Source organism: Microvirga sp. P5_D2, from assembly GCF_054049475.1.
This window is the reverse complement of the sequence record NZ_JBFUMH010000017.1, coordinates 23834-47797: the sequence shown is the minus strand read 5'-3', so window position 1 is coordinate 47797 and position 23964 is coordinate 23834. Positions and strand designations below refer to the sequence as shown.

General features: G+C 59.6%; 23 protein-coding genes. 15 read left to right on the top strand and 8 right to left on the bottom strand.

All coding sequences use genetic code 11. The features are described 5' to 3' along the window. The first annotated feature begins 49 nt into the window (after positions 1 to 49). Genes ACXJKO_RS08000 through ACXJKO_RS07990 form a run of 3 tightly spaced genes read left to right on the top strand, consistent with a single transcriptional unit; the run spans position 50 to position 2830 of the window. Positions 50 to 1018, top strand: a complete 969-nt coding sequence (locus tag ACXJKO_RS08000; RefSeq protein WP_457090564.1) for an ABC transporter ATP-binding protein — start codon at positions 50 to 52, stop codon at positions 1016 to 1018. Further along, on the top strand, positions 1015 to 2031 hold the full coding sequence (locus tag ACXJKO_RS07995) for an ABC transporter ATP-binding protein (RefSeq protein ID WP_457090557.1): 1017 nt from the start codon (positions 1015 to 1017) through the stop codon (positions 2029 to 2031). The genes ACXJKO_RS08000 and ACXJKO_RS07995 overlap by 4 nt, the downstream gene beginning before the upstream one ends. A 22-nt stretch (positions 2032 to 2053) precedes the next feature. Further along, positions 2054 to 2830, top strand: a complete 777-nt coding sequence (locus tag ACXJKO_RS07990; RefSeq protein WP_457090556.1) for an SDR family oxidoreductase — start codon at positions 2054 to 2056, stop codon at positions 2828 to 2830. Between the two features lie 21 nt (positions 2831 to 2851). On the opposite strand, the gene ACXJKO_RS07985 is transcribed toward ACXJKO_RS07990, so the two are convergent. After that, positions 2852 to 3541, bottom strand: a complete 690-nt coding sequence (locus tag ACXJKO_RS07985) for a GntR family transcriptional regulator (protein ID WP_457090555.1) — start codon at positions 3539 to 3541, stop codon at positions 2852 to 2854. A gap of 142 nt (positions 3542 to 3683) precedes the next feature. Here ACXJKO_RS07985 and ACXJKO_RS07980 point away from each other — a divergent pair, with 142 nt between their 5' ends. Both ACXJKO_RS07980 and ACXJKO_RS07975 read left to right on the top strand, forming a co-directional pair. Continuing rightward, the gene (locus ACXJKO_RS07980; protein WP_457090554.1) at positions 3684 to 4610 is read left to right on the top strand and encodes a 3-hydroxyacyl-CoA dehydrogenase; all 927 of its coding nucleotides are present in this window, start codon (positions 3684 to 3686) and stop codon (positions 4608 to 4610) included. Positions 4611 to 4613: 3 nt separating this feature from the next. Beyond that, positions 4614 to 5546 carry a 3-keto-5-aminohexanoate cleavage protein gene (locus tag ACXJKO_RS07975; protein ID WP_457090553.1) on the top strand — a complete coding sequence of 311 codons (933 nt, stop codon included), beginning with the start codon at positions 4614 to 4616 and terminating at the stop codon, positions 5544 to 5546. Positions 5547 to 5588: 42 nt separating this feature from the next. Here the strand turns inward: ACXJKO_RS07975 and ACXJKO_RS07970 are convergent, their stop codons facing one another. The 6 genes from ACXJKO_RS07970 to ACXJKO_RS07945 are packed head-to-tail and all read right to left on the bottom strand — an operon-like array spanning position 5589 to position 11139. After that, entirely contained in the window at positions 5589 to 6620 is a 1032-nt protein-coding gene (locus tag ACXJKO_RS07970) for a cyclase family protein (RefSeq protein ID WP_457090552.1), read from the bottom strand. 23 nt (positions 6621 to 6643) lie between these two features. Further along, positions 6644 to 7360, bottom strand: a complete 717-nt coding sequence (locus ACXJKO_RS07965) for an ABC transporter ATP-binding protein (RefSeq protein WP_457090551.1) — start codon at positions 7358 to 7360, stop codon at positions 6644 to 6646. Further along, positions 7360 to 8121, bottom strand: coding sequence for an ABC transporter ATP-binding protein (locus tag ACXJKO_RS07960; protein ID WP_457090550.1), 762 nt, complete (start codon positions 8119 to 8121; stop codon positions 7360 to 7362). The genes ACXJKO_RS07965 and ACXJKO_RS07960 overlap by 1 nt, the downstream gene beginning before the upstream one ends. A gap of 3 nt (positions 8122 to 8124) precedes the next feature. Further along, entirely contained in the window at positions 8125 to 9081 is a 957-nt protein-coding gene (locus ACXJKO_RS07955; RefSeq protein WP_457090549.1) for a branched-chain amino acid ABC transporter permease, read from the bottom strand. A gap of 9 nt (positions 9082 to 9090) precedes the next feature. Then, entirely contained in the window at positions 9091 to 9984 is an 894-nt protein-coding gene (locus tag ACXJKO_RS07950; protein ID WP_457090548.1) for a branched-chain amino acid ABC transporter permease, read from the bottom strand. Positions 9985 to 9999: 15 nt separating this feature from the next. Continuing rightward, positions 10000 to 11139 (bottom strand): ABC transporter substrate-binding protein, encoded by a 1140-nt coding sequence (locus ACXJKO_RS07945; protein ID WP_457090547.1) that lies wholly within the window; start codon positions 11137 to 11139, stop codon positions 10000 to 10002. Between the two features lie 277 nt (positions 11140 to 11416). Between ACXJKO_RS07945 and ACXJKO_RS07940 the strand changes: the two genes are divergently transcribed. Genes ACXJKO_RS07940 through ACXJKO_RS07910 form a run of 7 tightly spaced genes read left to right on the top strand, consistent with a single transcriptional unit; the run spans position 11417 to position 19482 of the window. Further along, positions 11417 to 12589 (top strand): acyl-CoA dehydrogenase family protein, encoded by a 1173-nt coding sequence (locus tag ACXJKO_RS07940; protein WP_457090546.1) that lies wholly within the window; start codon positions 11417 to 11419, stop codon positions 12587 to 12589. Next, complete coding sequence (locus ACXJKO_RS07935; RefSeq protein WP_457090545.1) at positions 12586 to 14319, top strand: FAD-binding protein; 1734 nt, start codon at positions 12586 to 12588, stop codon at positions 14317 to 14319. Before ACXJKO_RS07940 ends, ACXJKO_RS07935 begins: the two co-directional genes overlap by 4 nt. Beyond that, entirely contained in the window at positions 14316 to 15092 is a 777-nt protein-coding gene (locus ACXJKO_RS07930; RefSeq protein ID WP_457090544.1) for an enoyl-CoA hydratase/isomerase family protein, read from the top strand. Before ACXJKO_RS07935 ends, ACXJKO_RS07930 begins: the two co-directional genes overlap by 4 nt. Further along, a complete protein-coding gene (locus tag ACXJKO_RS07925) occupies positions 15089 to 16651 on the top strand; it encodes a CoA-transferase (RefSeq protein ID WP_457090543.1) in 1563 nt (520 codons plus the stop codon). The genes ACXJKO_RS07930 and ACXJKO_RS07925 overlap by 4 nt, the downstream gene beginning before the upstream one ends. Position 16652: 1 nt before the next feature. Continuing rightward, positions 16653 to 18242, top strand: coding sequence for an acyl CoA:acetate/3-ketoacid CoA transferase (locus ACXJKO_RS07920; protein WP_457090542.1), 1590 nt, complete (start codon positions 16653 to 16655; stop codon positions 18240 to 18242). Continuing rightward, positions 18242 to 18718, top strand: a complete 477-nt coding sequence (locus ACXJKO_RS07915) for a MaoC/PaaZ C-terminal domain-containing protein (RefSeq protein WP_457090541.1) — start codon at positions 18242 to 18244, stop codon at positions 18716 to 18718. The genes ACXJKO_RS07920 and ACXJKO_RS07915 overlap by 1 nt, the downstream gene beginning before the upstream one ends. After that, a complete protein-coding gene (locus tag ACXJKO_RS07910) occupies positions 18715 to 19482 on the top strand; it encodes an enoyl-CoA hydratase/isomerase family protein (RefSeq protein ID WP_457090540.1) in 768 nt (255 codons plus the stop codon). Before ACXJKO_RS07915 ends, ACXJKO_RS07910 begins: the two co-directional genes overlap by 4 nt. Before the next feature lie 60 nt (positions 19483 to 19542). On the opposite strand, the gene ACXJKO_RS07905 is transcribed toward ACXJKO_RS07910, so the two are convergent. Then, positions 19543 to 20307 (bottom strand): HpcH/HpaI aldolase family protein, encoded by a 765-nt coding sequence (locus ACXJKO_RS07905; RefSeq protein ID WP_457090539.1) that lies wholly within the window; start codon positions 20305 to 20307, stop codon positions 19543 to 19545. 165 nt (positions 20308 to 20472) lie between these two features. On the opposite strand from ACXJKO_RS07905, the gene ACXJKO_RS07900 reads away from it, so the two are divergent. From ACXJKO_RS07900 to ACXJKO_RS07890, 3 genes are all read left to right on the top strand, one after another. Beyond that, complete coding sequence (locus tag ACXJKO_RS07900; protein WP_457090538.1) at positions 20473 to 21243, top strand: SDR family NAD(P)-dependent oxidoreductase; 771 nt, start codon at positions 20473 to 20475, stop codon at positions 21241 to 21243. A gap of 400 nt (positions 21244 to 21643) precedes the next feature. Beyond that, positions 21644 to 22804, top strand: a complete 1161-nt coding sequence (locus ACXJKO_RS07895; RefSeq protein ID WP_457090537.1) for a hypothetical protein — start codon at positions 21644 to 21646, stop codon at positions 22802 to 22804. Positions 22805 to 22842: 38 nt separating this feature from the next. Further along, positions 22843 to 23952 (top strand): ABC transporter substrate-binding protein, encoded by a 1110-nt coding sequence (locus tag ACXJKO_RS07890; RefSeq protein ID WP_457090536.1) that lies wholly within the window; start codon positions 22843 to 22845, stop codon positions 23950 to 23952. The last annotated feature ends 12 nt before the right edge of the window (positions 23953 to 23964 follow it).

The following is a 23964-nucleotide window of genomic DNA, read 5'->3' as shown; positions in this document are numbered from 1 at the left end:
GGAGACGCCGTTGGCAGCGTTCCCAAACCAGCCAGTCTCGCTTTTGGAAATGCGCAACTTTTCCGCCGCTCTGTCGCGGGACGGAAAATCCGGGCAGATCCTGAAGGACATCTCGTTCTCTATCCGGCCTGGCGAGCGCGTGGGAATTGTCGGTGAGAGCGGATGCGGGAAATCGGTGACCGGGCTTGCGATCCTGGGGCTCATTCCGAACGCCTTCCGGCACCTGTCCGGCGAGATTCTGTTCGATGGGCAGAACCTGCTCGGCTTGTCGCCCTCGGGCTTGCGGCAGGTGCGCGGGCGACAGATCAGCATGATCTTTCAGGAGCCGATGACGACGCTCGATCCGGTCTTTACGGTCGGCGAGCAGATCAGCGAAACGCTTCGCGCCCATTTCCCGGTCAGCAGACGGGAGGCTAAGGAACGCGCGATCGAAGCTCTTGCCCGCGTTGGCATCCCGGCTCCCCGTCAACGCTACGACGATTATCCGCATCAGCTGTCGGGCGGCATGAGACAGAGAGCGATGATTGCTATCGCCCTGGTCTGCGAACCGCGCCTCATCATCGCGGATGAGCCGACGACCGCGCTCGACGTGACCGTTCAGGCGCAAATCATCAAGCTGCTCGTGGAACTCAGCGAGCAGATCGGCACGGCCTTGCTCTTCATCACGCACGACATCGGCGTCGTCGCGGAAAGCTGCCAACGGATGCTGACCATGTATGCCGGCCAGGTCGTCGAGGACAGCCCGGTCGATCCGTTCCTGATGCGCCCTTATCATCCCTACAGTTCCGGACTTCTGCGTTCGATCCCGTCTTTAAGCCCGCGCAAGTCGGTGCTGCCTTCCATTCCCGGTCGTGTTCCTTCGGCCTACGAGATGCCGGAAGGGTGCCGCTTTCAGCCTCGCTGTTCGCATGCACAGCCACGCTGCGCGACGAAGCAGGTGCTGGAGAGCGCCGAGAGCAATCGCAGCGTTGCCTGCTGCCGCCACGATGAGTTCATTCTTTCGGGGGTCATGACATGAATGCTACACCCTTGATTACCGCAAAGGATCTGAAGGTCCATTTTCCCACTCGTCAGCGTGGCCAGACGGTCAAGGCGGTTGATGGTGTCAGCTTCACGGTCAATCCATCGCGTACGCTTGGCATTATCGGTGAATCCGGTTCGGGCAAGTCAACCCTTGGGCGCGTTCTGGTCTGCCTGACCAAACCTACCGGCGGGACGCTTCTTCACGAGCATCTAGACCCGTTCAAGCTCAGGTCCAGCGCGCTTCGGGCTCATCGCAGGAATTACCAGATCATTTTTCAGGACCCCCATGCGGCCCTCAACCCGCGGATGACCATCCATGCCAGTGTCCGTGAACCGCTGGATATCATTGGAACGCTCTCGGGCGCAGAGCGGGACAAGCGGGTGCGCGAACTCCTTGAGCGAGTAGGCATCGGCCCCACCTTGCACGGCCGTTACCCGCATGAGCTATCCGGCGGACAAAAGCAGCGCGTGAACATCGCCCGCGCGTTGACGACGCAGCCGAAGGTGCTTGTCTGCGACGAGGTCGTGGCTGCTCTGGACGTATCCATTCAGGCGGGCATCCTCAATCTCTTTGCCGAACTTCAGCGCGATCTCGGTCTCACCTACATTTTCATCACCCACGACCTCTCCGTCGCGTCCCATGTAAGCGACGACATCGCGGTGATGTATCTTGGCCAATTGATGGAAATGGGACCGGCCGACGCGATCCGCTCCGATCCGCAGCATCCCTATTCCCAAGCACTGATGCTGTCGGAACCGGAGCCGATGCCGTCGAACCTTCGCCACAAGAACCGGATCGTTCTTCAAGGCGACATTCCAAGCCCGATCACCCCGCCATCCGGGTGCCGTTTCCATACGCGATGCCCCAAGGCGCAACCTCGCTGCAGTCTCGATATTCCGCAATGGCGCGAGATCAAGCCTTCGCGCTGGGTGGCCTGCCATTACCCTGGCGACACCCTTCGGCAAGAGCCCGAGGAACCACAATCCGTCAGCGCGACATTCGCCTGAATCGATAACACGGAAGACGCATATGGATCTTGGATTGAAGAACCTTCAGGTCGTCGTCACAGCGGGAGCCGGCGGCATCGGGCTTGAAATCGTCAAAGCTTTTCTGGAAGAAGGCGCACGGGTTCATATCTGTGATGTCGAGGAAGGACGGATTGCCGAGGCTGTCGGGCAATACGCCAACCTGTCAGGATCCGTTTGCGATGTTTCCGACAGGGAGGCCGTCTCGTTCCTGTTCTCCGAAGCCCGCGCAAGCCTCGGAGGAATCGACTGTCTCGTAAACAATGCCGGCATTGCAGGCCCGACGGGGCGTGTCGATGAAATCCGTCCCGAGGATTGGGACAAGACGCTGGCCGTCAACACCACCGGCCAGTTCAATTGCGTGAGAGCGGCCGTCCCTCATCTTCTGGAAAGCAAAAATCCCAGCATCATTAATGTCTCTTCGGCTGCCGGCAAATTCGGCTTCCAGTTTCGCACGCCCTATGCCGCGTCGAAATGGGCTGTGATCGGCTTCACCAAATCATTGTCCATGGAACTGGGCCAGTTCGGCATCCGTGTAAATGCGGTTCTTCCCGGAATTGTCGCGGGCGCAAGGCAGGATGCCGTTCTCTCGCACAAGGCTGCTGCGAAAGGCATCACCTTGGATGAGATGAAGACGATCGCGCTTGCACAGGCATCGATCAAGGAAATGATCGAGCCACGTCAAATCGCCGACGCCATTCTTTGTCTCTCATCGCTCCGGTTCAAGACCACATCGGGCCAGATCATCAGCGTTGATGGGGATCTTCAGGCCTTGAGCTGACGGAAAGGATCTGCCGAACCTTTAGTTCGGCAGCTTTCCTGTTGCGATGATGAACTCGGAAGAACTCTTGATATCGGCGGTAAGGGCCTCGCGAGCAGCGGGGCCTTGCTGATTCACGATAGCCTTGACCATGCGGGCGTGATGCTTTTCGGCCCCGCCTGTCGCTAGACGCTGCGACGCGCGCAGATCGAGGTTGATGACCGGCCCGACCTTGAGCCACAAGCCTTCAACAATCGACATAAGAACCGGGGAACCGCTTGCAGCGTAAATCGCGAAATGCAGCTCCTTGTTGATCCGCAGGGCGTTCACGGCATCAGGCTCAGAGCCTTTGACGGCCTGACGGAATTGCTCGTCGAGCTGTCGGATCAGATCGACGTCCCTTTTGGTCCGGTGCAGCGCGGCCTGCTCGATCGCATAACCCTCGATCTCGACGCGGACATTCATCAGCTCGATCAGCTTCGATTGCGTCATGAGAGGAACGCTGACGGCGCGGTTTGGGAGGACGTTCAAAGCCCCTTCCGCAACGAGACGTGCGACAGCTTCACGCACCGGCATCATCGATACGCCAAGTGCTTCCGCGACAGATCGCAAAGACAGTTTCTCGTTCGGCAGGAGCTTGCCCGACATCAACAGGTCGCGCAGTTCCAAGTAGATCCGCTCACCGAGCGTCACGCGTTCCAGATGGCCTATCTGCTTGATGGCGAATTCCATAGCTCAATCCAAAAGTGCTCGACAACGTTGTAAAGGCGTCTATAACTGTAACCGTGATCACAGATCACGGCAAGCTTTGTCCTATTTCTATATCACAAGGTTGCCGTATTCTACAGAGCACGCCATTGGCGGAAAGGTACTCATGCCGGAAGTCGCAATCATCGGAGCTGGGTTGATTGGCCGTTCATGGTCTGTCGTATTTGCTCGGTCCGGTTGGTCCGTGCATTTGATGGATGTCGATGAGAAGCGCCTTTCCGAAGCGAGAACCTGCCTCCCAAGCATGTTCGCGTCCGAAGACGGAAGCGGTGAGAGCCAGTTCGCCAGGATCCGGTTTACCCTCTCCATGGCGGAAGCCGTCTCGGATGCTCAGCTCGTGCAGGAGTGCGGGCCCGAGAACGTCGAGATGAAGCAATCGCTTTTCCGGGAGCTGGATGCCCTGGCCCGGCCGGAGACCATTCTGGCTTCCTCCAGCTCCGCCATTGCAGCATCGCGTTTCACGGAAGACCTCAGGCACCGGGAGCGCTGCCTTGTGGCCCATCCGCTCAATCCTCCTCACCTTGCGCCGCTCGTGGAGATTTGCGGCGCGCCGTGGACCAGCCCGGCTGTCGTCTCGGAAGCCCGCAGGATCTACGACAGCGTTGGGCAGGCACCCATCGTGATCAACCGCGAAGTCGAAGGCTTCGTCCTCAACCGCCTGCAAGCGGCTCTACTCACGGAAGCTCTACGCCTCGTGGAGGATGGCGTGGTCAGCGCGCAGGATCTCGACAAGACGGTGACGGAAGGTCTTGGCCTACGCTGGTCGTTCCTAGGCCCCCTGGCCACAATCGAGCTGAATGCCCCCGGTGGCATCCCCGATTATCTGGCCCGCTACGGCCCCACATTTCGCCGGATCGCAGCCGATCCCCCACCACCCGAGGTCTGGGATGAGTGCAATACGGCGAAGGTTGTCGCGAGCTGGGGTCCTTCACCTTCATTGGACCAGATCGCTGCGCGGGGAGCCTGGCGTGACCAGCGCCTCAAGGCTCTGCGCGAACACAAGAACGCACAAAACGTCTACAACAAGGGCTAGAACATGGCTGCTTCTAAGAAAGTGATTATCACCTGCGCCGTCACCGGCGCCATTCATACACCTTCGATGTCGCCTTACCTTCCGGTCACGCCGGAGGAAATTGCCGAGGCGGCCATCGGCGCAGCGGAAGCCGGCGCTGCCATCGTTCACCTTCATGCGCGCGACCCGATTACGGGCAAACCGGACCAGTCGCCGGAAGGGTTCGCGCCATTCCTCAAGGTGGTTAAGCAGCGATCCAACTGCGTCATCAACATCACCACAGGCGGCGCGCCGTGGATGAAGGTCGAGGAGCGTGTCAAACCTGCTGCGGTCTACAAGCCGGAGGTAGCTTCCCTCAACATGGGCTCGTTCAATTTCGGCCTGTTCCCGATGCTCCAGCGCTTCAAGGAGTTCAAGCATCCTTGGGAGCGTGAAGCGCTGGAAGGATCGCGGGATCTGATCTTCCGCAATACCTTCAAGGATATCGAATATGCGTTGAACGCGCTCTCGGAAGCAGAGACTCGCTTCGAGTTCGAGTGCTACGACACAGGTCATCTCTACAACCTTCATCACTTCCTCGAGCGGGGTCTCGTCAAGCCGCCGCTTTTTGTCCAGACCGTTTTCGGCATCCTGGGCGGCATCGGTCCGCATCCGGACGATGTGATGCACATGAAGCGCACTGCCGACCGGCTCTTCGGTGATCAATACCGCTGGTCTGTTCTCGGTGCCGGCAAGAACCAGTTGCCGATTGCGGCCATGGCCGCCGCCATGGGTGGCAATGTGCGCGTTGGTCTGGAGGACTCGCTCTGGATCGGCCCGGGCCGTTTCGCGGAATCGAATGCTCAGCAGGTGCAGCGTGCCCGGCAGATCATCGAAGGACTCGGCCTTGAAATTGCGACGCCGGATGAAGCGCGTGAAATCCTCTCCCTCAAGGGCGGTGATCGCGTCGCCTTCTAGCAATAAGAAAAGGCCCAGGATCTCTCCTGGGCCTTTGTCCTTTCAAACGGTGGCGATTGGCGTTACCGGTGATCCGATGGCCCCAGGCAGGCGCAGAGGCGGAGCCGTCAGCAGGAACCGCGAGCGGCCATGCGCGCGAAGCCATCGGGCCAATTCATCCAGATACCACAACTCTCCGAGCGGAATGCCGAGCTTGAACAGGCAATGCTCATGGAGCGGCAGGTAGGAACAGCAGGCCTGCTGGTCGCGTCCTGGATTCAATTCGACGGCATAGTTGTCTGCGGCAATGGCCACCAAGCCGCTATCCGTCACCCATTGCAGTAGCCTTTGATCGCGCCCGTCGAGAACAGGGCAGGATTTCAGGAGAAGCGGGCCATCGGGCTGCTTGTTCATCTCCAAGATCATGGTCGACAAGCCCGTATGAAGGCAAACCATATCGCCTCGTTCGACCTCGACCCCATCGTCCTCCATGATCCGCATCAACAGGTCGTAGCCGACAGCAACGCGCTCCCGCCCCAGGTGATGGGCGAGGTCGATCATCACGCCCCGGCCCTGCATGGATTTTTCGGCAAGACGGTCGATGCTCAATGCATGGGCGGCAACAGTCGAGCCCTCAGTCTCGGTCTCGGATGGGCCTATGATCTCAACGCCGGCTCTGAAGCCATTGTAGAATACAATCTCGGGCTCGCCATCGTCATCGGCGTCGAACATGGAGCCCACATGACCCAATGCATCCCACTGCGTCGAATATTGTAGGGTCAGGATGGCGATGTCGTCATTGAGAACATCCGTCATGGTCGGGTCCTCGCAGAGCATCTTGTAGCCGTAACACGGCTTGCCTCTGCGCATCGTCGGCTTGAGGATCGGAGGGCGACGGCTGGGATTCATGGCATTCCCGCCCGGATAATCGAGGGGAAGGCTGAGGCAGAAGGAGCGCCCTTCCCTCACCTCCGCAATGCCCTTGAGCGTCACATCCGGCGTGAGCCAGTTCGCGCGGCCGAACTGATCGTCCGGTCCGAAATCTCCCCAGTTCGATCCGGGAGGACGTTTCTTCCAGCGCTGCGTATCCGACATCTTTACTGAACTCCGCCGCTCACTCAGGTCATTTCGACCGCGCCGCCCAGATAGGCGTTGACCATATCCGCCCGCTCCAGCAACTCGGCGGAGGGACCCTGCATCTTCACCTCGCCAAGGTTCAGCACGATGCTGCGCTCCGCAAAGCTGAGGGCCTGCTGCGCATTTTGTTCGACGAGCAGAATAGTCTGCCCCTGCTGGCGCAGGTCATTCAAAAGATCGAACACGGCATCCACGATTTTCGGCGCGAGCCCCATGGATGGTTCGTCGAGCATGATCATCTTGGGCTGACTGATCAAGGCACGCCCGATCACGAGCATCTGCTGCTCGCCCCCCGAGAGACTACCTGCCTTCTGCAACCGGCGTTCCTTGAGGCGCGGCATGATGGAATAGATCCGCTCCAATCCCTCGGATGCCTTGACGTGACCGAGCCTCTGACGGCCGAGCAGAAGATTGTCCTCGACGGTGAGCGGCCCGAACACATGGCGGCCTTCCGGGACGTGCGCCAGACCCAGCCGGGCGATCTCGTGCGCCGGCAGCTTGTTCAAGGTCGTGCCGGCAAACGCGACCGTGCCGGACGTGATAGGCGCAAGACCGGAAACCGCGCGCAGAGTCGAAGATTTTCCCGCGCCGTTCGGGCCAATGATGGCGATGCACTCGCCTGCACCGACCTCGAACGAAACGTTTCGGACGGCAGCGATGCCGCCATAATGCACTGCAAGGTTCTTGACGCTGAGCATCACTGTTTCCGTTTGCCGAGATAGGCTGAAATGACAGCCTCATCCTGCCTGACATCTTCCGGCGCGCCGACGCTGATGAGCTGGCCGTGATCGAGCACGGCAACCCGATGCGCCAGATCCATCACGAACCCGACATTGTGCTCGATGAGCAGAACTGTCACGCCGAGCCCCGGCAACCGCCGAATGAAGGCGCCAAGCTCGGTTGCCTCCTGCGAGTTCAAGCCGGATGCCGCCTCATCCAGCAGGAGCAGCTTGGGCCTGGAGGCCAGGGCGCGCGCAATCTCGAGGAGGCGAACCTTGCCGAGAGGAAGAATATGGGCAGGCGCATCCCTAACTTCCCAGAGGCCTGTATCCCGTAAGATGCTATCAACGGATTTGCGCGCTTCCGCATCCGTTCTGGCGCTCGCCCCGAAGCCCAGAACCTGCGTGATCAAATTGCCCTTGATGTGCCTGTGTGCTCCTACGAGCACATTATCGTAGACTGAAATTTCGTGACAGATTTCCGGGATCTGGAAAGTTCTGGCGAACCCCTGCCGAGCCACGATTTCCGGAGGAAGGCCCGAGATACGCTTGCCGTTGAAGCGAACCTCGCCTTCCGTGGGCTTGAGAAAGCCCGTGACTACGTTGAACAGCGTGGACTTTCCGGCACCATTCGGCCCGATCACTGCCATGATCGATCGATCCTCCACCGTGAAAGCGACATTCTTGTTGGCCCATAGCCCGCCGAAACGGACGCCGACGCGGTCGATGACGAGTTCCACGGGTCATACCTCCTGCGGCTTGAGGCGAGGCCTTGTGAAACGCCCGGTCAGACGTGATGCGATGCCGATGAGACCTCGCGGCTCAAGCGTCAGCAGCACGACGACGAGCGCGCCAAGAACAAGCCCGTAGGCGTTCTGGAGCTGATGAAACCACTCGGGCATGAATGTCAGGAGGATTGCACCAATGGCAGCCCCCCATAACGATCCCACGCCGCCGATGACGAGGGCGAGCAGGAGATTCACCGAGGCGTCGATGGTAAAGCTTTCGGGACTGATGAACCCGACATATTGCGCGTAAAGTCCGCCGGCGAGTCCGGACAATCCGGCGGAGAGCGCGAAGACCTCGGCCTTAAGGCTCGAGATGCCGATGCCGACGGATTTCGCGGCGGCTTCCGATTCCCGCATCGTCCGCATGGCGCGGCCATAGGCGGTATCGACGAGCCTCAGCGAGAGGAAGAGAACGACGAAGGCACATAAGCCGCTCACATAATACATCGTCAGAGGCGAACGCGCGGAGAGCGGGCCCAGAGTCAGCGGCGGAATCGCCGTGATGCCGGAATAGCCGCCCGTGACGCCATCCCATTCCACGAAGATCGTGTGCAGGATAAGCCCTAGTGCCGCAGTGACCATGGCGAGGTAGTAACCGCGCAGTTTCAAGACAGGCCTGCCGATCACGTAGCCAAGCACGGCGGGAGCAAGCGTGCCGGCGATGATCCCGAGGATTGGCGGCAACCCGGCGCGTGTTGCAAGCCAGCTCGAAACATAGGCGCCGATGCCGTAGAAGCCCGCCTGGCCCAGCGAGATCTGCCCCGCATAGCCGAAGAGCAATGCGAGCCCGACAGCGAGGATCAGGTTGATGAAGGAGAAGATGAACAGGTTGAACGTGCCCGACGTGCTGATCATGAGCGGCAGGAGCAGCCAGATCACGAAACACGCGAGAATGGGTGACAAACGCTGCATGATCTTACCCTAGAGCGATTGCGTATGACGACGCTCTTCACGTCCGCCCAGAAGACCCGCCGGACGGAACATGAGCACGAGGATGAGCACCGCAAGCGCCACGGAATCCTTCCAGCCGGACGGCATGACCGCGACGGATGCAGCCTCGATCAAGCCAAGTGAGAGGCCGCCGAGGATGGCGGAGCTGCTGCGCCCGAATCCGCCCAGAGCCGACGCCGCAAAGCCCTTGAGCGCCAGGGTAAACCCTTGATCGTAAGTGGCGTTGGTCAAGGGCGTGATGAGAACGCCCGCAAGACCACCAAGGAAACCCGACAGGATGAAGCTGAGACGGACCATCGCCTTGACGTTGATACCCATCAACGACGCAGCCTCCCGGTCGATGGCGCAGGCCAGCATCTCTCGTCCACGCGCCGAGTAAGAATAGAACAGTTCGAGAGCCACCATCACGATGGCGCCGATGCCGATCACCCACAGAGCCTGCAACTGCACGACCGCGCCGAGGATGCGAAGCGGAGGCCCTGCGGTGAAGGGATCGAAGTAAAGAGGGTCCGGCCCGGCCAGGAGAAGGGTCGAGGTTTTGATGATGACGGAGATCCCGAGAGTGATCATGGCGAGCGTCATGACGCTGCCCTTTTTCACTCTCGAGATTGTCCCGAAATCGATCAGCGCCCCCAGCGCGCCCACAACGGCAATGGCACCGACGACGGCAAGCCAGACTGGCGCATCCCATTGACCGATGGCAATGGCGGCAAAGACGCCTCCCACCATCACGAACTCGCCCTGGGCGAAGTTGATGACGTCGGTCGAGTTGAAGATGAGATTGAAGCCCAGACCGACGAGAGCATAAATGCTCCCGACGGTCAGGCCGCTCACCAGCAATTGAATGATATCGGCCGAAGCCATCTGCCAGCCTTTACCTTAGAAGCCGTGTTGAACACCGATCATGCGGCCATCCTTGACCTGCACGATCCACACGGAATCGACGCCGAGTCCTTCGTGGCTGTCTGGCTTGTAGGTGTAGGAACCACCTGCAAGGCGGAAATCGTTGATCTGCTCCAGTCCCTGCTGAACCTTCGCCTTGTCACCGCCGGCATTCGCGATGGCCTTGGCGTAGATATGCACCGCATCCCAGCCGATGATGTCATAGATCGTCAGCGTGTAGTCGGCGCCGTTCTTGGCCTTATAGATCTTGCTGAGTTCTTCCTGCTCCTTGGTGATCTGATCGGGAGCGTTCAGCGTCACCATATAGATGCCTTCCGCCGCAGTGCCCGCGCCCTTGATGATGGCAGCAGCCGCAACACCCTGCGCGCCGATGATGGGAGCCGTGTTCCCAAGCTGGGATCCGTTTCTCAATGCGACTGACATCGTGGAGCCCGACCCCCAGAGGATGATTGCTTCAGGCTTGGCCGCAAGGATTTTGGTCCACTCAGCGGAGGTGTCGCTCGCGCCATAGTTGACCTTCTCGGCGGCGACGATCGGCATGCTCATGGATTTCGCGACATCCTGGAGCGCATTGTAAGCCTCGGTGCCGTAGGCGTCTCCCGTATACATCACGGCGACATTCTTAGCGTTCAGCTTGTTCTTGGCGAACAGCAGCGCCGCCTTGGTGTTGTCGGTATCGCTGGTCTGGCAGCGGAAAATGTAGGGATTGCCGATCTTCGTGATGGAGATCGTGTTCTGGAACCCGCACATGGGCACCTTGGTCTCCATCAGGATCGGTGCGACGGCGAGAGCATTGCTGCCTTGATTCGGGCCGATGACGCCGTACACGCCCTCTTCCGCAAGACGACGGAAATTCTGCACGGCAATGTCCGGCTTGCTCTGATCGTCGCGAATGACGAGTTCGATCTTCTTGCCGTTGATGCCGCCTTTGGCATTGATGGCCTCAGCGGCAATCTTGATACTTTCCACCACCGGAATGCCCAGCGAGCTTGCGGCTCCGCTCAACGGCTCCGAGACACCGATCTTGTAGGCATCCTGCGCCGACGCGAAGGAGAAGGATGCAAGCAGCATCGCGACACCGCACGATGCAGGTTTCAGCCATTGATATCCGTTCATTCCTATCCTCCCTTTGTATGCCTCGACACTGGCCGCTTATCATCATTGTCTTCGGCCTTGGGCAGGCTTCCGATCATCGGATTTACGCACCGCCAACGTGACAATCCGTGATGTGTGATCACAAGTCAAGCAGTTGACGGGATCTTGAAGACCAAACGGGAGACCTTTGGAACAAGGGCGAGGCGCCTCTTCGAGGAAAACTGACGCGGTTGCTGTTGCAATATTGATCATTCTGGATAATATGTGATCACAGATCGCAGATTTGCAGGAGTCCAGTGTGCCGCTTCGCCTCCCTGAAGATGTCATTCAGCTACGCAATACGATTAGGGACTTCGTCGACGAAGTCATCGAACCGCAGGCCGCGCTGATCGACCGAACGAACGAGATCCCCGAAGAGATTTTTGTGCAGGCGCGTGAGCTTGGCCTGTTCGGCTTTTCCATTCCGGAAGCCTATGGCGGCCTCGGAGAGAGCGAACTCGCGTCCTCCGTTGCCCTGGAGACATTGAGCCGTGGACCTGGCGGTGTGACATTCTACATTGCGCCCAGCGCGCCCGCTGCTGCCATCAACCTCGTCGGGCGAGAAGATCAGAAGCAGAAATATCTTCCTGGTCTTGCGGCGGGAGAGCGCTTTCCGGCATTTTGTCTCAGCGAGGCCGGTGCGGGATCGGATGCCGCCGGCATCAAGACGAAAGCCGTTCGCGAGAATGGCAAATGGAAGATCACGGGTACGAAGCTTTGGATCAGCCGCGCCGCGAAGTCCGATATCTTTCTTGTCTCCGCCGTCACCGATCCATCGAAAGGATCCAAGGGCGGCATCACGATCTTTCTGATCGACAAGCGCCCAGGAATCCATGTGGGCAAGCCGGAATGGCAGCTCGGCGGTCGCGGCTCCGGCAGCGCCGAAGTTCATTTTGAAGAAGTCGAAGCCTCGGACGATGAAGTGCTCGGCGAAATCGGCTTCGGCTTCGATGCGCTCAAGTTCATTCTCGGGCGTGCCCGTCTCTGGGCCGCAGCCCGCGCCGTCGGTGTGATCTGGAAAGCCGCCGATCTGAGCATCGCACATGCCGAGAACCGTCAGCAGTTCGGCAAGAAGATCGGCGAGTTCCAATCCATCAAACACAAAATCGCGGATATGTCGGCGGATTTGTACACCGCTCGCATGCTGCTTTACCAAGCCGCGGAAATCTTCGACGAAGGGAAGGATGCTGCCCAGGAAGCGGCCTATGCCAAGCTGTTCTGCAGTGAAGCGGCAGGTCGGGCTGCGGATGGCGCGATCCAGGTTCATGGTGCGATGGGCGTGTCGCAGGAATTCAGCGTCGAGCGTCTGTTCCGCGATGCACGCGCTTATCGCATTCTGGACGGGACATCCGATATCCAGCGTTCGATGATCGCAAGCCGCGTTCAGCGGAATGGCTTGGGTGAAGGCATTGCTCCGGGAGGCTTGGTGTGAAATTCACCGATCCGGAAATCATCTCTGTCGATGTCGCCGTCATCGGCGCAGGTGGTGCGGGCTTGAGGGTTGCCTACGAGGCTGCCCTCTCCGGCGCCAAGACTCTCATCATCACCAAGGGACGCATCGCCGTCTCCGGCGCAACCGCCGTGGGGCTCGCTTCCTCGGCGGGCTTTGCGGTGCCTGACGGTGCAGGCGACCCACTCGATAATCCGGATGTTCATTACGACGACATCATGAAGGCAGCCAAAGGCTGCGCGGATCCGAAACTCGTCCGCATTCTTGTGGATGAAGCGACGGATGCGGCCGAAGATCTCGATCGGTGGGACATCGACTTCATCCGCGATCCGGAGAGCGGCAAGCCGCTCGTCGCGCAGGGAGACTTCGCCTCACGCCCGCGCAACCGCAAGATCTACCATCATGGCAAGCCGATTACCGTGGCGCTGAAGCGCGAGATCGGCAAGCTTGGCGTGCAGGCGCTTGAGCAGACCGCCGTCCTGTCCTTGATTCAGGATGCGACCGGTGTGAACGGCTTTATCGCCATGACGAGAGATGGCCGCCTCATCGAGGTTCGCGCCGGTGCGACGGTGATGACGACTGGCGGAGCCGGACAACTCTTCGTCCACAGCCTGATGCCGCCGGACATTACCGGAGACGGCTATGCGCTTGGCTATCGCGCCGGTGCGACTTTGGCCAATATGGAGTTCATGCAGGCCGGTTTCGGCACGGTCAAGCCCGCCCTGAACATGCTCTATACATGGTTCTGGGCCGGCTTGCCGAAATTCACGGACAAAGACGGAAAGCCCGTTACTGAAGGCACCGTTCCGGCATCCGCCAACATCGAAGCGGCCATGCTGAAGAAGGTGGATCATTACCCCTTCAGCGCATCCGATGAATCCCGCTGGCTCGAAATCGCCATGAAGAATGCCATGCGGGACGGGCGCGCCGACAAGGATGGCGGCTTCCTGCTCGACATGCGCGGCACGGAACCGGACAAGATTCCGCAGAAGGGGTTTGCACAGCTTTGGAACGTATCGAAGACCTGGCTTCAGAAGAAGCATATCGACATTGATGCAGAGCCCCTGCGTATCGGGCTGTTCGGCCACGCGATCAATGGCGGCCTCGTCATCGACGAAGATGGACAGACCTCCGTTCCCGGTCTGCTCTCCGCAGGCGAAAATGCTGCCGGCCCTTATGGCGCTGATCGTCTTGGCGGCAACATGCTCCTGAACTGCCTCGTCTTCGGGAAAAGAGCCGGCAAGAAGGCTGCCGATGTCGGTCGTGATCGCAAGGCGAGCTCAAGCTCGAAACGAAGCGATGGCATAATCGCAGCCATTGCATCGCGCTCCGAGTTCAATGGAAAGCAAAGCATCCGCGAAGCAACCCGGCAGATCAAGAAGACGATGACGGATCATGCACTCGTGGTCCGCAACGAGGCGGGACTGGCTGAGGCGGAGGAAACTCTGGCCGTCGTCACTCGCAATCTGGAAGCGGGCCAATACGCTGTCGGCTCTCCCAAGGAACTGATCGATCTCTATGAGGCATTGAACTTGGCCGATGTGGGGCGGATGATGTGCTCGGCAGCCAAGCTGCGCAAGGAAACTCGCGGCAGTCATTATCGGGAGGATGCCACCGAGACGGATCCCAACCTCGCCCATCCCATCCTCATCAGCCTCGATGAAAAGGGCGCTCCTTTCGCCAGAGCAGGAAGCTTCGAGGCCAGGGGATGAGTAACCGGGACTGCGTCACATACCGGGTCGATGGGCGAGCTGCCTATATAAGCCTCGCTCGTCCAGGCGTCCTCAACGCCATCAACGAGGACATGTGCAGGCAGCTCTCGGCGGTTTTCGATGAACTCGAGAAGCAGCCTGACATATCGATCGCTGTCATCTCAGGCGGTGAGGCACGTGCATTCTCGGCAGGCGCGGACCTGACCTTCATGCGTGGTCTCTCTGGCGAGAGCCTGCGCCGATTCATCGAACTGACCTGGTTGGTCTTCGACCGGATTGCCCGCTCCCCTCTTCTCAGCATTGCGTCGCTTCATGGCTACGCATTGGGGGGCGGTGCGGAGCTGGCGCTGGCCTGCGACATGCGCGTTGCAGATGAAGACACGAGGATCGGGTTCCCTGAAATGACCCTCGGCAGCGTGCCGGGCTCCGGTGCGGTTCAGAGACTTCCGCAGCTGATCGGCCCATCCCGCGCGGTGGAACTCATTGTCAGCGGACGACGTGTTGGCGGACGCGAGGCTGAGGTGATCGGCCTCGTCAACAAGACTGTCGAAACAGGACAATCGCTTCTGCAGGCAACGAAATGGGCGGAAACTTTCGCCGCTCGACCACCGGAAGCCATCCGCTATCTCAAAACTGCCATCCGCCTGCCGCCCGATGCATCCGTCGCGCCCATGCTCCATGGTCTCGTGAGCAGCATCTGCCAATCCGTTTCGGGCTATCGCGAACGGACGAGCGGGTTTGCAGACAAACACGGTAACGCCTCAGCATCATGACCCTTGAAAGTCACAAACTCATCTCCGCTCAGGAAGCGGTCCGCCTCGTCAAATCCGGCTCAACGCTTGCTGTCGGAGGAGCCGGCGGCGTTCAGGAGCCGGATAGCCTGATCACCGCGCTGGTCTCCCGCTTCAAGGAAACCGGAGAGCCACGCAATCTGACGGAGATTCACGCCATTCGGACCGGAGAAATCGAAGGGCGCGGCACAAGCCTCTTTGGCGCTCCCGGGATGATCAAGCGCATGATCGGCGGTTCGTTCTGGCCCGTCGGCGTGCCGGAACTCATTCGCCGGATCAACGACAATGAGATGGAGGCCTACAACTTCTCCATCGGCGTGATCTACGCCATGCTGGAAGCCGCTGCCAGCAATCGTCCTGGCGTCGTCTCACGGGTCGGGCTCGGCACCTTTCAGGATCCTGCGCATGGCGGCGGAGCGCTCAATGCAGTCTCGACGGAGAAACTCGTCCAGCGCGTGGAAATTGATGGAGAGAACCTTCTCTATTATCGCGCGCTCCCGGTCGATACCTGTTTCATTCGCGCGACCACAGCCGACACAGATGGAAACCTCAGCTTCGAAGAGGAAGCCGCCATCATCGGCCCGCTTCTTCTCGCTCAGGCAGCACGGGCGAACAAGGGCAAGGTCATCGCCCAGGTCAAGCGCATCGTTCCGGCCGGATCGCTTGCCCCTCACGCTGTTCGCGTGCCCGGCGTCATGGTCGACGCCATCGTATTGAACCCCGGGCAGATGCAGATCACGCATTCGTTCTACGATCCGACACTGGTGGGTGCATCGAAACTTTCGACGCAGGATGTTCCGGTTCGCCCGATGGATGCGAACAAGATCGTCATGCGCCGCGCCTTCATGGAAGCGAAACCCGGAGAGCTTCTCGCCATCGGGTTCGGCATCGCCGGCTTTCTTCCTGCCATCGCATTGGAAGAAAATGTCTTCGATCTCACGTCCTTCACCATCGAACATGGCGTTTTCGGCGGCATCAACGGCTATGCGGCTGGCGGAAAAACGTTCCCCGTCGCCCATAACCCCGTGGCGATCCTCGATGCAGCGGACCAGCTGCGCTTCTTCGCCGGCGGAGGCGTCGATCGCGCTTTCCTAGGCGTGGGGGAAGTCGACCGGGAGGGCAATGTGAATGTCAGCCGCTTCGGCGAGCGTATTCCCGGAGCAGGCGGCTTCGTGGAGATGACCCAAGGCATCCAGAACATCGTGTTCTGCATGGTGCTGGGCGAGCGCGCGCAACGCAAGGTCGTTCAGAAGGTGCAGGATCTGACATTTAACGCGAAGGAAGCGCTGCGCCGCGGCCAGAGCATCACTTACGTCAGCGAGAAGGCCGTCTTCCGGCTTGGTGCTCAAGGGCTCGTCCTGACCGAGATCGCGCCAGGACTCGATGTTCGCAAAGATGTCCTCGACACCCTGTCATGCGAAGTCACGGTCGCAGACAATATTGCTCAGATGCCTGCCTGCTGCTTCGCCGAAGGCACGATGGGGCTTCGCGACCAATGGCTGAACACTCTCAACACGCCAAACGCCACGACGGATCACTGACATGAACAAGATTGTTTCGGCTGAGGAAGCCATTTCCCTCGTCAGGAACGGGATGACCCTGGGCGTCGTAGGCACCGGCCCTGCTCTGGAGCCCGACCTCCTGCTCTCTACCTTGGAGAAGCGCTTCCTCGATGGCGGGAGCCCTGCGGAACTCACACTCTTCAGCCCCATGCTTCCAGGGGACCGCCCGAATTCTGGCGGCCTGAACACCTTCGCACACCGGGGAATGCTGAAGAAGCTGATCGGCGCCTCTTTCGCCCGCGCGCGTCATCCCCGACTTCTGGAACTCATGAAAGAAGGCGCCTTTGAGGGCTACATCGTCGGCATGGGAACGATGGTGCAGATTCTGACAGCTACCGGGTCGGGCAAGCCCGGTATCGTGACAAAAGTCGGTATCGGCACATTCATCGATCCGCGCAATGGCGGCGGTGCGGCGAACACGCGCTCGACCAATCCTCCGGTTCGTGTTCTCAACATCGATGATGAAGAATATCTCTTCTATCCGTCTCTCCCCATCGATGTCGCCTTCATTCGCGGCACCACGGCGGATGAGAACGGCTATGTGAGTTTCGAGGAAGAGACCAACACCCTCGGGGCCGTCGAGATGGCGATGGCCTGCAAGGCATCGGGCGGAAGGGTCATCGTGCAGGTCAAGCGCGTCGCACGGGCGAACAGCCTCGATCCTCGCCTCGTGCGCATTCCCGGTCCGCTTATCGATGCCATCGTCGTGCATCCCACGCAGACGCAGCTCTCGCCTGGCATGGCCGATCCGCTGCAGGGCTGGAACCCGTTCCTGGCAGGTGCCTTGAAGCATCCTCTCAAAGGCTTCCCTCCCCTGCCGCCGGGATCTGAGAAGACGATCCTTCGCCGCGCGGCCAAGGAGCTTCGTGCGAACGACGTCATCAATCTGGGAGCGGGCGTTGCAACCCGTCTGCCTCTCGTGGCGCTCGAAGAAGACATTCTCGACCGCGTCACCTTCACTAACGAGCACGGCATCTTCGGCGGGCTGATGGCGACAGTTCTCGGCGGTTCCTTCGTGCCGGCCCTCAATGCCGACGCGATCATGGATTCCGGCTTCCAGTTCAATTTCTATGACGGAGGCGGGCTGGACATCACTTTCCTCGGCATCGGCCAGGTCGATCCCAGGGGCAATCTCAATGTCAGCCGCTTCGGCGATGAAGTAAACGGCCCCGGCGGCTTCATCAACATCACCTCGAAGACAAAGAGGATCGTCTTCTGCGGTTCGCTGACGAGCGGTGGTCTCAAGAGCGAGATCGTGGATGGCAAGGTGTCGATCAAGCAGGAAGGCCGCTTCCGCAAATTTGTTCCTGCCGTCGAGGAAGTCACCTTCAACGGGCCACTGGCACTCGAGAAGGGTCAGGAAGTTCTTTACGTGACGGATCGCTGCGTCTTCCGGCTGACGCGCAACGGTCCGGAGCTGATCGAAATCGCGCCGGGCATCGATCTGGACCGCGATATCCGCGCGCAGGTCGAGTTCGACCTCGTCGTCTCGCCCGATCTCAAGGAAATGTCCGCCGACATCTTCGCCAGCGGGCCGATGGGACTTTCAAAAACACTGGAGGAAATGTGATGATAGCTGCACCTGAACAGGTGGTTCTGGGCTGCTGGTTCGAAGACTTCGTGATCGACGAGGAGCGCCTGTCACCGGGCCGGACGATCGGCGAATCGGACCTCAACAACTTTTCGGGCCTGACAGGCGATTACAGCCAAGTTCATACGGACGAGGAATTCTGCAAGAAGACCGAATTCGGCACGCGCATCGCCCATGGCCTTCTCGGTCTTTCCATCGCGCAAGGGTTGATGTGGCGCACGAATTACACTCAAGGCACCGGCGTCGCCTCCGTGGGCTGGGATGAGTGGAATTTCAAAGCGCCAATCAAGATCGGCGATACGGTCCGCGCTCGCTGGAAGGTGGTCCACAAGCGCGAAAGCAAGAGCAAGCCCAATATGGGCCTGATCACCGAATTCGTCGAACTCGTCAATCAGCGTGGAGAGGTCGTGCAATGTGGGAAGCATATTACCCTCATCAGGAGGCGGCCCCAGTGACCGACACGCCAGAGCTGACCTATCTCCAGATCGAAACCGACGGTCCGGTTGCGATCATAACCCTCAATCGGCCTGAAGTTCTTAACGCCTGCAACTCCGCCACACATCGGGAAATGCAGACTGCGATGGAGTGGGTGGATACGAACGAGGCAGTGAAGGTTGCCATCATCATGGGAGCTGGGCGGGCTTTCTGCTCCGGCTCAGACCTGCGCGAGGTCGGCAAGTTTCAGGGCATCGCCGCACGCCGCTACCTGCAACTCGACTTCACCACCAAGAACCGCATCGCCGCCTGCACCAAGCCCGTCATCGCGGCACTTCACGGTCACGTGGCGGGCGGCGGTTTCGAAATGGCGCTTGCCTGCGACATTCGCTTCGTCGCCGACAACGTGATCTTCTCCCTGCCTGAAATCGTGCTGGGTACGATTCCGGGTTCCGGCGGATTGCAGCGCCTGCCGCCTATCGTTGGTCTGGGGATCGCGAAGGAATGGGCCCTCACCGGTCGCAGGATCGAGGCGGAGGAGGCCTATCGCACCGGCCTTGCCAATCGGGTTGTCCCGCTGGAAAGTTTGAAAGCGGAAGCCGTCGCCTTCGCGCATGATATGGCAAAGCGCAGCGCCATCGCGCTTTTCCTGTCGAAGATCGCGCTCGATCCCGAACCGCCGGCTGCCACCGGCATGGTCGGCGCCTTCCACATGCTGGCATCGGAAGCTTGTCACGACGATCCCGTTTATCGGGAACGGGCAGGCAACTACAAGAAAGCCTGAGACAGCCGAATTCGAAAATAAAAGCCAGCCGTTGTCCAACAGCTGGCTTTTCCATTGCGACTAGACGCTTTCCCGAACAGCCTTGACCGTATCGCGCAGGATGCCCGAGATCAGCGTCGTCGTTGAGAAGACGGAAACCGGAATATTGCGCTGCGCCATGACCGTGACGTCCTGCGGGCCTCTGGCAAAGCTCATCGGAACGCGTCCTGCAGAACGAATATCCGAAACTGCTCTTTCGATAGCGCCAACCACAACCGGATGCGTGAGATCGCCCGGATGGCCGAGGGAAAGAGATAGATCGGCAGGGCCGATGAAGACCGCATCGATGCCATCGACCGATGAAATGGCAGACACATGCTCCAGCGCATCGGCATCCTCGATCTGAGGCACGACGATGATGCGCTCTCTCGCAGCTGCCAGATGCTCGGCGATGGATGTGAAGCCGTGGCGCCCAGCCCTGGCGGTCGTTGCAACACCGCGAATGCCGTGAGGCGGGTAGTGGGATGCGGCGACGATTGCGCGCGCATCCTTCTCCGTTCGCACATGCGGAACAACGATGCCCGCAGCGCCCGCATCGAGCACACGCAGAATTTCACCCGGCGTCATGCCCACGGTTCGCACGAGGGCTGGCAGTCCGACGGCGTCGGCTGCGCGCAGTTGGTGTTCCAACGTTTCGACGGTGCCTGCTCCATGCTCCGTGTCGAGAACCGCGAAATCGAACCCGGCATAGCCAAGCATCTCCACGACTGCCGGAGATGGAATCATGACGAAGCATCCCAGCAATGACTCGCCGGACTTGATGCGTTCCTTCAAATGCCTTTTCATTGGGTCTTTCCTCGTGTTTTTATAATCGGCACAGCTATTTCGCTTGCCGTTTCGTGATCTGTGATCACATATAAGGATAAAACCGACTTCGCTGTCCAGAGGTTTATCGACAGAATTGGCGATGCGATGTGCGTTTCATGCGCGGCGGGTATAGGGAGAATGAAAATGACCTTGCAGATGTTTGATCTGTCAGGAAAGACGGCCCTGGTAACAGGCGGCAATGGCGGCATCGGCCTTGGCATGGCACGCGGTCTTGCGGCAGCCGGCGCCAGGATCGTCCTGATCGGACGAAACGCCGAGAAAGGCGAGATCGCGACAAAGACGCTTCTTGCCGATGGGGCCGAAGCGCATTTCATCTCGGCCGACATCACCAAGGAAGATGCCTGTCTTGCGGCTGTGAAAGAAGCAGCGGAGCATTTCGGAAACCTTCAGATCCTAATCAACAATGCCGGCATCGCCATCCGCAAGACGCCCCAGGATTATTCCCTGGAAGAATGGCAGCGGGTGATGGATTCCAATCTCTCGAGCGCCTTCCTCATGGCACGGGCGGTGTACCCGTATATGCGCGATGCGGGCGGCGGGAAGATCATTAACATTGCATCGATCCTTGCTCTCTTCGGCGCGCCGTTCTCGGTCGCTTATTCCGCAAGCAAAGGCGGATTGGTGCAGTTCACCAAAGCCCTCGCGACGGCCTGGGCCGCGGACAACATTCAGGTCAACGCCATTCTGCCGGGCTGGATCGACACGGATCTGACCGTGTCGGCACGGGCGCAGGTCGATGGCTTGAACGATCTTGTGATGTCCCGCACACCGGCCAAGCGCTGGGGCCGCACGGAAGACTTCGCCGGCGCCGCCGTTTTCCTTGCATCTCCAGCATCGAACTTCGTCACCGGCGCGTCGTTGCAGGTTGATGGTGGTTATTCCGCACAGGCGTGAGCATAGCTGCGCTCGATCTCAAGTGTCGCCAATCTATTCGCGTGTCATCCTGTGCGCTGATCATGATGAGTAGCGGCTGTCCGATCGCATAATTGTCAGAGCCTACCCTCTCCGACACACATCGTCGGACGGTACTTTCATTGCACTGCACCACGTCCGTCCAGCTTCATACGTGTGCGTTTCACGATGCCGAAACGCGTTGCAAGCGCCTCAGCGCAGCAATTTCCTCGTCACTCCCCATCGGTGAAAGATCGAGCCGGCAGGGTTGCATTATCAGTTCCGCACGATAGTATGTGATCACAGATCGCAGTTTAAAGAGGCAATCCAAGGCCCATTCCCTGCGACGAGAACAGAAGCGCCATGACAGAGCGCTCTCAGGAAACGCTTAGAGGAAGAGTGGATGGCCGGCGATACGCGAAGCAGCACACGGTTTGATGAAGTCATCGAGATGGCCGAAGGCGGCGCCTTGCCGGTGTGCCGAATGGTTCTGGCCTCCTCGTCCAATGACTTCCCCCAACTGGACACGCGCACCGGACGATACAGCATCCAGGAAGGTTATTTGCCGGGACGAGGCTTTCGATGGGCGGGATTCCTCACCGGTCGTCTCTGGCTGCTTTATGACCTCACAGGCAATCTTCTCATCCGTGATGCCGCTCATGAATTGTCGCGTCGGATCAGCAAGGGGCTGGCAGAGAGCCGCCCGATGGATCGCGGCAATTGCGGGTTCGACGCCTATTATGCGCTCTGCGTTGGAGCGGAATTGACAGGCGACAGAGCGCTGCATGAAGCAGCACTGGAATCCGCGGATATCCTGGAAGACCTCTACAGCACCAAGGCGCGGCTCTATTATCAAAACACATGGCTGGAAGCGATCGTATCAGAGACGCCGGCCTGCCTGCTTCCGATCCTTTGGGCTTACGGCCACGGTGAGCGAAGTGCCGACCGCATCAAGGAACACGTCTACACGATGCTGGAAGGCGGCATGCTGCGGGAAGATGGCTCCTGCCAGCACCGCCTGTTCTTCGATCCCGAGCATGGCGGCATTGCGCGTGTGGATACGTCGCAGGGCTATTCGGAAAAATCGACCTGGGCACGCGCTCAGGCATGGCTTCTGCATTCCCTCGTCTCATGCCTCGAAGCCTACGGTGATGACGAACTCATCCGTGCGTCGCTGGAGAGAGCAGCGCATTGGTATGTTGGGCATCTGCCGGATGATGGCCTGCTCTATTACGATTTCAATGATCCGCGATTGACGGAAATCCCGCGCGATTCATGCGGCACCATCATCGGCCTTGTCGCACTGAGGCGCTGTCTTGCCCTCGGGCTGCTCGATGAGACCGCACGCGAAGCCGCAAACCGTTCCGAGGCCGTGATCCTCGAGCGCTGCGTCGGGCCTGGCGGTGTCGTGCTTCACGGCAGCTGGGGCGTGGGCGAAGGCAAAAGCCGCTGGAACACGCTTTTCCCGCAGCAGGATGTGATGCCTTACGGGAATTACTGGTTGCTCGAGATGATCCATCGCGAGTGCAAGCCGACGAGCAAGATTTTCTCGTTCAGCCAATGAGGAAAGACGCCTTCAAACAAACATAACGGGAGGGAAGAATGACGAAGCGCAACAAAGCAGTCGTGTTGTTAGGAGTTGGTCTACTCTTTGGCGGTCTGTCCGCCGTCGCTCCGGCTCAGGCTCAAGCCCCTGCTCCGGTCCCCGATACGGATTCCATTTGCCCTAACCCCGTCCAGGCGAAAGGTTTTAAGACCTGCGCCGACATTGAGAAGGCCGAAGCAGAAGGTACGCTCGTCTTCTACGCGACGGACATCGAAAGCGGCACCGTCAAACTCCTCAAGGAGTTTGAGACTCTCTATCCCAAAATCAAGACAAGCTACATCCGCCTCCAGGCAGGCGCTTTGTACTCGCGCCTGTTGGCCGAGCGGCAGGGAAAAAGCTATCTCGCCGACGTGTTCCAGATCGGCGATGTAGGCCTCGTGATGGATTTCCAGAAGCGCGGCGGCTATGCGCGCTACGTTTCGCCGGAAATGACGGCCTACAAATCCGCTTACAAGAGCGAACCCGAAGGGCACTGGACCTGGAGCGTGCTGATGCCCGCAGGTCTCGCCTACAATCCTAACGTGACGCCCGCCGATCAGGCGCCCAAGGACTGGAAGGATCTGCTCGATCCGAAATGGTCCGGCGTGGTCAGCATGAAGTCCGCCAATTCCGGCATGCAGCATGTGACCTGGTACCAGATCAAGGAGCATGTCTCCGACGATTACTGGGAGAAGTTCGCCGATCTGAAGCCGCGCGCTTTCGACTCCATGGTGCAGCAGTTCGACCGCCTTGTGAACGGCGAGGACAAGGTCGCGATGACGGCGCAATATGCCGCCTATCTCGAATTCAAGGCAAAGGGTGCCCCCATTGCCTTCGTCGCGCCGACGACCGGTCTTCCTTCGGGTCCGGAAGTGACGGGTATCGTCAAGGAAGCGCCGCATCCCAACGCCGCGCGCCTGTTTCTCGACTGGTATCTGTCCCCTGAAGGACAGAAGGCTTCGGTCAAGTACTGGTACTTCCACTCGCCCCGCGAGGATGTGGCGCCGCCGGAAGGCGCTCTGCCCTTGAGCCAGATGAAGCTGCTCTTCCCGGCTGATTGGGAAGCCTATGCGAAGACCCGCAACGATTTCTTGCGCGAGATGCGTTCGATGTCCGGTCTCAAATAGGGAGGAAGCAGA

Bases quoted from the DNA above. Each gene is read 5' to 3' on its own strand.
- ACXJKO_RS08000 (WP_457090564.1), top strand. From the start codon at position 50: ATGCGCAACTTTTCCGCCGCTCTGTCGCGGGACGGAAAATCCGGGCAG.
- ACXJKO_RS07995 (WP_457090557.1), top strand. From the start codon at position 1,015: ATGAATGCTACACCCTTGATTACCGCAAAGGATCTGAAGGTCCATTTT.
- ACXJKO_RS07990 (WP_457090556.1), top strand. From the start codon at position 2,054: ATGGATCTTGGATTGAAGAACCTTCAGGTCGTCGTCACAGCGGGAGCC.
- ACXJKO_RS07985 (WP_457090555.1), bottom strand. From the start codon at position 3,541: ATGGAATTCGCCATCAAGCAGATAGGCCATCTGGAACGCGTGACGCTC.
- ACXJKO_RS07980 (WP_457090554.1), top strand. From the start codon at position 3,684: ATGCCGGAAGTCGCAATCATCGGAGCTGGGTTGATTGGCCGTTCATGG.
- ACXJKO_RS07975 (WP_457090553.1), top strand. From the start codon at position 4,614: ATGGCTGCTTCTAAGAAAGTGATTATCACCTGCGCCGTCACCGGCGCC.
- ACXJKO_RS07970 (WP_457090552.1), bottom strand. From the start codon at position 6,620: ATGTCGGATACGCAGCGCTGGAAGAAACGTCCTCCCGGATCGAACTGG.
- ACXJKO_RS07965 (WP_457090551.1), bottom strand. From the start codon at position 7,360: ATGCTCAGCGTCAAGAACCTTGCAGTGCATTATGGCGGCATCGCTGCC.
- ACXJKO_RS07955 (WP_457090549.1), bottom strand. From the start codon at position 9,081: ATGCAGCGTTTGTCACCCATTCTCGCGTGTTTCGTGATCTGGCTGCTC.
- ACXJKO_RS07950 (WP_457090548.1), bottom strand. From the start codon at position 9,984: ATGGCTTCGGCCGATATCATTCAATTGCTGGTGAGCGGCCTGACCGTC.
- ACXJKO_RS07945 (WP_457090547.1), bottom strand. From the start codon at position 11,139: ATGAACGGATATCAATGGCTGAAACCTGCATCGTGCGGTGTCGCGATG.
- ACXJKO_RS07930 (WP_457090544.1), top strand. From the start codon at position 14,316: ATGAGTAACCGGGACTGCGTCACATACCGGGTCGATGGGCGAGCTGCC.
- ACXJKO_RS07925 (WP_457090543.1), top strand. From the start codon at position 15,089: ATGACCCTTGAAAGTCACAAACTCATCTCCGCTCAGGAAGCGGTCCGC.
- ACXJKO_RS07920 (WP_457090542.1), top strand. From the start codon at position 16,653: ATGAACAAGATTGTTTCGGCTGAGGAAGCCATTTCCCTCGTCAGGAAC.
- ACXJKO_RS07915 (WP_457090541.1), top strand. From the start codon at position 18,242: ATGATAGCTGCACCTGAACAGGTGGTTCTGGGCTGCTGGTTCGAAGAC.
- ACXJKO_RS07905 (WP_457090539.1), bottom strand. From the start codon at position 20,307: ATGAAAAGGCATTTGAAGGAACGCATCAAGTCCGGCGAGTCATTGCTG.
- ACXJKO_RS07900 (WP_457090538.1), top strand. From the start codon at position 20,473: ATGACCTTGCAGATGTTTGATCTGTCAGGAAAGACGGCCCTGGTAACA.
- ACXJKO_RS07895 (WP_457090537.1), top strand. From the start codon at position 21,644: ATGGCCGGCGATACGCGAAGCAGCACACGGTTTGATGAAGTCATCGAG.
- ACXJKO_RS07890 (WP_457090536.1), top strand. From the start codon at position 22,843: ATGACGAAGCGCAACAAAGCAGTCGTGTTGTTAGGAGTTGGTCTACTC.